Source organism: bacterium, from assembly GCA_021372775.1.
GTDB lineage: Bacteria > Acidobacteriota > Polarisedimenticolia > J045 > J045 > JAJFTU01.
Genome location: JAJFTU010000224.1, coordinates 1 through 4,956, shown reverse-complemented (window position 1 = coordinate 4,956; position 4,956 = coordinate 1). Strand labels below are relative to the sequence as shown.

At 74.6% G+C, this 4,956-nt stretch carries 7 protein-coding genes; 6 read left to right on the top strand and 1 reads right to left on the bottom strand.

The features are described from left to right. Window positions 1-179, bottom strand: a 179-nt coding sequence (locus LLG88_08030) for an SDR family NAD(P)-dependent oxidoreductase (protein MCE5246851.1), incomplete at its 3' end; no start/stop codon positions are given. Between the two features lie 258 nt (window positions 180-437). On the opposite strand from LLG88_08030, the gene LLG88_08025 reads away from it, so the two are divergent. From LLG88_08025 to LLG88_08000, 6 genes are all read left to right on the top strand, one after another. After that, on the top strand, window positions 438-1,151 hold the full coding sequence (locus LLG88_08025) for a MotA/TolQ/ExbB proton channel family protein (GenBank protein ID MCE5246850.1): 714 nt from the start codon (window positions 438-440) through the stop codon (window positions 1,149-1,151). A 5-nt stretch (window positions 1,152-1,156) separates the two neighbouring features. Continuing rightward, the gene (locus LLG88_08020) at window positions 1,157-1,579 is read left to right on the top strand and encodes a biopolymer transporter ExbD (protein ID MCE5246849.1); all 423 of its coding nucleotides are present in this window, start codon (window positions 1,157-1,159) and stop codon (window positions 1,577-1,579) included. 5 nt (window positions 1,580-1,584) lie between these two features. Beyond that, on the top strand, window positions 1,585-2,406 hold the full coding sequence (locus LLG88_08015; protein ID MCE5246848.1) for a TonB C-terminal domain-containing protein: 822 nt from the start codon (window positions 1,585-1,587) through the stop codon (window positions 2,404-2,406). 30 nt (window positions 2,407-2,436) lie between these two features. Continuing rightward, a complete protein-coding gene (gene tolB, locus LLG88_08010) occupies window positions 2,437-3,795 on the top strand; it encodes a Tol-Pal system beta propeller repeat protein TolB (GenBank protein MCE5246847.1) in 1,359 nt (452 codons plus the stop codon). A 25-nt stretch (window positions 3,796-3,820) separates the two neighbouring features. Continuing rightward, the gene (gene pal, locus LLG88_08005) at window positions 3,821-4,399 is read left to right on the top strand and encodes a peptidoglycan-associated lipoprotein Pal (protein MCE5246846.1); all 579 of its coding nucleotides are present in this window, start codon (window positions 3,821-3,823) and stop codon (window positions 4,397-4,399) included. Next, the coding region (locus tag LLG88_08000; protein MCE5246845.1) for a hypothetical protein at window positions 4,396-4,956 on the top strand (561 nt) is incomplete at its 3' end. The genes pal and LLG88_08000, both read left to right, overlap by 4 nt.

The following is a 4,956-nucleotide window of genomic DNA, read 5'->3' as shown; positions in this document are numbered from 1 at the left end:
TCCAACGCGGGGCGCGCGGCGCGCAGTTCCGCGGCCAGCGCCTCGAGCCGCTCCGCGCGGCGCGCGGTCAACGTGAGGCGCGCGGCGCGCGGCGCGAGCGCCGCGGCGAAGGCGCGGCCGATTCCGGACGAAGCGCCGGTGACGAGACAGTGGTCGTAGCGTGGCGCGGGCAGACGCATGACGAGGCTCCTTGCCGCGGAACGCCCGGCGGGCGCGCGGCGCGGGCCGGTCCTCGGCGTCGAGGGCGTTCCGCGCACGCGTGCGCCTAGGGGACGCGCGGCGCGGACGTTCTCCCGAACCGAGTCCGCCGCGCGTCCGCGGGGACGCGCCCGCGGGCGCGATTCGCGGCGACCATCGTGCCACGCGGCGGCGTGGAAAACCCGCGCGGATGGCGTAGTATCGGCATTCCGGCGCGCAGCCGGTGGAGGGATTCGGCGGTGTCTATCGCGCTCGCCGCAGGCTCGGCCGTCGGCGCGGACGTTCTGAGCCTCGTTTCCGACGCAGGTCCGATCGCCAAGTGCGTCCTCGGCCTGCTCCTCGTCGCCTCGCTCGTCTCGTGGACGATCATCGTCGAGCGGGGCCGGCACTTCCGAAAGGCCAACGCCGAGACGCGCAGCTTCCTGCAGCGCTTCCACGGCGGGTCGCGGCTCGCCGAACTGCGCGACGCCTCGGAAAAGTGGACCCACTCCCCCGTCGTCTCGATCTTCAAGGCCGCCTTCCACGAGGTCAGCCAACTGGCCGTGGAGAGCCGCGAAGGCGGGCGGGCGATCGACGACGACGCCGTCGAGGACGTGAAGCGGATGATGGAGCGCGCCGCCGCGGCGAACACCCGCGGCCTCGAGCGCTCGCTGACCTTCCTCGCCACCTGCGCCAGCACCTCTCCGTTCGTCGGCCTCTTCGGCACGGTCTGGGGGATCATGGAGTCGTTCCGCCGCATCGGCATGAGCGGCGCGGCGAACCTCGAGAGCTACGCCCCGGGCATCGCCGAGGCGCTGATCGCCACCGCGGTCGGCCTCTTCGCCGCGATCCCGGCGGCGATCGCCTACAACAGCTTCCTGCGGCAGGTGCGGGTGGCGATCATCGAGATGGACGAGTTCCAGTACGACTTCGCCCATCTGCTCGCCAAGCGGCGTCGCCGCAACGGCCTGTAGCGGCGATGGGCTACAGAGCCGAACGCGGGCCGCGCACGGCCCTCGCCGAGATCAACGTCACGCCGATGGTGGACGTGATGCTCGTGCTCCTGATCATCTTCATGGTCTCCGCGCCGATGATGACGCGCGGGATCGAGGTCGGGCTGCCTCAGGCGGCGACCGGCGAGGAGATCCAGGAGAAGCGGATCCACGTCACGGTGGACCGCCGCGGCCAGTTCTACGTGGACCAGCGCCCGGTGCTCGACTCGCTCCTCGTGGAGGAGGTCAAGGCCCGCGGCGGCGCGGCGGCCGACGCGGCGGTCTACCTCGAAGGGGACGCCGACGTCGCCTACGGGCGGGTGCTCGCGGCGATGGACGCGCTGCGCGCGGCGGGGATCTCCCGCGTCGCGCTCGTCACCAAGCCCGCGGCGCGCGACCGGGGCCGCTGATGGGCGTGAAGGTCCGAATCCGTCTCCCCGCGGGCGCGGACTTCGGCTCCTTCGCCGTCGCGGCGCTCGGGCACGTCGCGCTCTTCGGCGCGCTGTTCGTCTTCGCCGCCGGACACTCGGCGACGACGACCGGACCGACCCTCACCGTGCGCCTCTCCGGCCCCGCGGGACCGATCCGCGGCGGACGGATCGGCGGCGGACCGCGCGAGACCGCGGCCGCCGCCCCCGGCGGCGTCGCCGCGCCCGAGCCGAGGCAGGCCAAGCGGCCGCACGAGGAGCAGGAATCGAAGCGCGAGACGGCGCGCAAGCAGCCGCGCAACGTCGCGCGGAAACTCGCCGGGGCCACCGAGCAGACCGAGGATCTGGAGCGGGTCGAGACCAAGGGGAAGCCCGGACCGGCCGAGGCCGGCTTCGTCGGCGGCCCGAAGGGCGCCGGCCGCGCCGGATCGGGCGGCGTCGGCGGCGTCCCCGGCCTGCCCGAAGGATCGGCCGGCGGCGGAATCGGCGGCTTCGGCACGGACGACCCGTTCAGCGCCGACTGGTACATCGCCCTGATCGTCAACCGCCTGCAGGACGGCTGGCGCGACCGCCCGGTCCTCCCCACCGGCTCCGCGCCGCAGCGGGTCGTCGTCGCCTTCGTGATCCAGCACGACGGGCGCGTCGGCGACGCCGCGGTCGCGACCCCCTCCGGCTACGCGCCGCTCGACGCCTCGGCGCTGCGCGCCGTCGCCTCGCTGGGAAAACTGCCGCCGCTCCCGCCGAACTACGGCCGGGACCGGCTCCGCGCCCGCTTCGTTTTCGAACTGCTGCCTCCCGGCCAGGATTGACCGCCGGGGGCCGCGGGAGGTTTCCGCCGCATGCCCCGCCTCTCGATCGCTTGGCTTCCGCCCCTCCTCGCCGCGCTCGCCGCGGCCTCCGCGCCCGCGCTCTGCCAGGAGCCGACGCCGCCTCCCGCGCCGCAGGCGCCCCCGCCGACGACGCAGCAGAAGCCGGAGGAGGTGACCGGCGTCATCTCCGGCGCGGCGGCGGCGAAGATCGCCCTCGCCCTTCCTCCGACCGAGGTCGGCGAAGGCGCGCGCGCCGCCGACGCGGGCGAGATCGGCGGCGTGCTGCGCGACGACCTGTCCGCGTGCGGCTGGTTCGGCCTGATGGACCCGCAGGGCGAAGGGCGGGTCGCGCCGGAGCAGATGAAGGACGCCGCGGCGTGGAAGGCCGCCGGCGCGGCCTATCTCGCGATCGCCCGCCTCTCCGCCGAAGGGACGCGCGGCCTCTTCCGCGTGCAGCTCGTCGAGACCGGCGGCGGCCAGACGATCATGGACCGCACGTGGGGCGGCGCGCTCCCCGGCGACGCGCGGCGGCTCGCCCACGCCGCGGCCGACGCGATGATCGAGCAGCTCACCGGCCGTCCGGGGTTCGCGCAGACGCGGATCGCCTTCGTCTCCCAGTCGGGCAAGGCGAAGGAGGTCTACCTGATGGACTACGACGGCGCGCGGGTGCGGCGGCTCACGGCGACCGGCACGATCAACCTCTCGCCGAACTGGTCCCCCGACGCGCGGCGCCTCGTCTTCCTCTCCTTCATCGGCCGCAAGCCGTCGATCTACCTGCTCGACGAGAACGGCAAGGTGACGACGATCAATCCCGGCGGCGGCGACCTCAACTCCGCCCCGGCGTTCTCCCCCGACGGGCGGCAGGTCGTCTTCTCCTCCGACCGCGACGGCGACTCCGAGATCTACCTCATGGACCTCGGCTCGCGGCGCGAGACGCGGCTGACCTTCGATCCCGGCATCGACACCTCGCCCTGCTTCTCCCCCGACGGCAAGCAGATCGCCTTCACCTCCGACCGCTCCGGCCACCCGCAGCTCTACATCATGAACGCCGACGGCTCGGGCACGCGGCGGCTCACGTTCGAGGGGCAGTACAACGAGTCGGCGGCGTGGTCCCCCGACGGCGGGCGGATCGCCTTCGTCAGCCGGATCGAGGGGAAGTTCGAGGTCGTGATCCACGACCTCGCGACCGGCAAGGAGACGATCATCACCAGCGGCCGCGGCAACAAGGAGAACCCGCGCTGGTCGCCCGACGGCCGCCGGATCGTCTACGCCGGCAACGCCGACGGCGTCTACTCGATCTACTCGATCCGCGACGACGGCACGGACCTGCGCCGCCTGACCAAGGGCGCGGCCGCCTTCACCCCCGATTGGAGCCCGGCCCGCCGCTGACGCGGCCCGCCGCGAGGAATCGACGATGCGCGCATTCATCCTGACCGCTCTCGCCGCCGGCGCGCTGCTCGCCGCCGGCTGCGCCTCCCGCAAGGCGGAGATCCAGCCCGCCGCGCCGACGACCGCCGCCGCCGCCGCTCCGGCGCCCGCCGCGCCGGCGCCCGCCAAGCCCGCGGAAGTGCCGGCCGAGCCGTTCCACGAGACGCCGATCGTCGGCGGCGACGCCGAGGCCGCGGCCCGCGCGGCGGCCGCCGAGGGGGACGTCGAGAAGGCCCTCAAGGCGATCTACTTCGGCTACGACAGCGACGACCTCTCCCCCGAAGCGTTGCGCCAGCTCGAGGCCAACGCCGCGTGGCTCAAGGCGCACCCGGCGGCCAAGGTGCAGATCGAGGGGCACTGCGACGCGCGCGGCACCGTGTCCTACAACCTCGCGCTCGGCGGGCGGCGCGCCCGCGCGGTGCGGACCCACCTCGCCCGGCTGGGCGTTGCGGAGGGACGGCTCGACGTGATCTCCTACGGCAAGGAACGCCCGGCCGTCGCGGGGGACGACGAAGCGGCCTACGCGAAGAACCGCCGGGCCGAATTCAGGAAGCTCGAACAATGACGCGGACCTCGACGATCCTCTGCCTGGCGCTCGGCGCCGCGGCGCTTTGCGGCTGCTCCACGATCCAGCGGGCCGTGGACAAGCCGGCGGCGAAGGAGCCGGACGTCGCCGACCAGCTCTTCAAGCTGCAGAAGGACAACGCGCTGCTGCTCGACAAGGTGGACAACGTCGAGCGGGCGCTGGCCAACTCGCCGGGCGGAAACGCCTGCGCCGAAACCGCCGCGCGGGCGGAGGCGATCGAAAAGCGGCTCGCCGCGGTCGAGCGGCAGCTCGCCGACTCGCAGCAGCGGCTGGAGACGGTCCTCGCCGAAGTGCGCGGCGTGCGCCGCGCGTCGCAGCCGCCGGTCCCCGCCGCGCCGGCCGCGACGCCTCTCGCCGCGTCCCCTGCGACGCCTCTCGCCGCGTCCCCTGCGACGCCGCTCGCCGCCCCGGCGCCCGCGCCGGCGACGACGCCGGCCGCCGTTCCCGCCCCGCAGCCCGCGGCTGCGGCCGCCCCCGCGGCGCCCCGCGCGGCCGCGCCTGCCGCGCCCGCTCCCGCGCCGTCGGCCGCCGCGCAA

Bases quoted from the DNA above. Each gene is read 5' to 3' on its own strand.
- LLG88_08020 (MCE5246849.1), top strand. From the start codon at position 1,157: ATGGGCTACAGAGCCGAACGCGGGCCGCGCACGGCCCTCGCCGAGATC.
- tolB (MCE5246847.1), top strand. From the start codon at position 2,437: ATGCCCCGCCTCTCGATCGCTTGGCTTCCGCCCCTCCTCGCCGCGCTC.
- pal (MCE5246846.1), top strand. From the start codon at position 3,821: ATGCGCGCATTCATCCTGACCGCTCTCGCCGCCGGCGCGCTGCTCGCC.